This window comes from Bradyrhizobium sp. P5_C11_2, from assembly GCF_054049755.1.
Map to the genome: position 1 here is coordinate 1 of NZ_JBFULT010001028.1, position 1304 is coordinate 1304.

Below are 1304 nucleotides of genomic sequence, written 5' to 3' on the forward strand. Positions count from 1 at the left end.
CCATAGGGCGCCTCGCCGTTTGACAGGTTGGATCGGGTGGTCTGGGCTGACGGTCAGGCAATACCCACAAGCGAACTGCGAGCGCAATGACAAAGATGCTTCGACTGAGGTGGACCTCGGTGTCGGCGGGCGCGGTCCTCGCCGCGCTCATCGGCATCGCCTCGACTGAAGCCGCCGACTGCCCGCGCAAGGATGCACTCGGCACCTCGCGCCTGCTGAGCGTCGATGCCAAGACCACGCCCCGCGTCGGACTGAAGAGCTTTCCGCAGACATTGCCGCTCGCCGATCACGAGGTCGTGCTGACCTTCGACGACGGCCCGCATCCGCCGACCACCTCGAAGGTGCTGACGGCGCTGGCGCAGGAATGCGTGCGCGCGACCTTCTTCCTGATCGGCCTGCACGCCTCCGCGCATCCCGACATRGTCAAGCGCATCGCCCGCGAGGGCCACAGCATCGGCCACCACACCTGGTCGCATCCGTTCATGGCGCGGATCCCGTTCGACAAGGCGAAGAACGAGATCGACCGCGGGATCGCGGCCGACGAGATGGCGCTGCACGGCACCTCGACGACGACGCCGTCGACGCCGTTCTTCCGCTTCCCCTATTTCGAGGCGACGCAGGCCGAACTCGACCTGCTCCAGTCGCGCGGCATCGTCGTGTTCGGGGCCGATCTGTGGGCCAGCGACTGGAACGAGATGACGCCGGAGCAGGAATTGAAGCTCGTCACCGAGCGCCTCGCCGCCGCCGGCAAGGGCATCATCCTGTTCCATGATCCCAAGGCGCGCACCGCCGCGATCATGCCGGCCTTCCTGCGGTATTTGCGGGACAACGGCTACCGCGTCGTTCACGTCGTGCCGGCGGGCGCGGCGCAGAAGAACGCCGCCACGCGTTGATGCCGGAATGTCACGCCGGCGCAAAATGGGGTGATTTGAGCCCCATTAACGATCTGTTCATGCTACCCCATGCAAAGATGGATGAGGCCTTTCAGGGGAAGGAACTTGGCGCCTGAACCGTTGCCCGGGCGTCTCCGACCTACCATGGCGGCAACTGCATATGAAGGCAGACGGAGTTGATGATCGGAAGTAGCGTTGTTGTTCGGACGCGATCGTGGATCGTCCTCTGCTTCTCCGGCTTCCTGGGCTTGCTGACCGCCGCTTCGCCGGCGGCGCTTGCTGCGGATTGCCCCGGCCATCCGGACGCGCTCGGCACCTCGCGCACCCTCGTCGTCGACCCGCACGAACATCCGCGCATCGGCACCATGCAGTACCGCGAGACGCTGCCGCTGAAGGACCATGAAGTGGTCC

The 1304-nt window shown here is 65.5% G+C and carries 1 protein-coding gene and 1 pseudogene; both read left to right on the forward strand.

The annotated features are described in order from the left end of the window. Positions 1 to 86 precede the first annotated feature (86 nt). Positions 87 to 893 (forward strand): polysaccharide deacetylase family protein, encoded by an 807-nt coding sequence (locus tag ACXJL8_RS41375; protein WP_456687070.1) that lies wholly within the window; start codon positions 87 to 89, stop codon positions 891 to 893. Between the two features lie 179 nt (positions 894 to 1072). After that, positions 1073 to 1304, forward strand: a pseudogene (locus ACXJL8_RS41380) (polysaccharide deacetylase family protein); the annotation flags it as partial.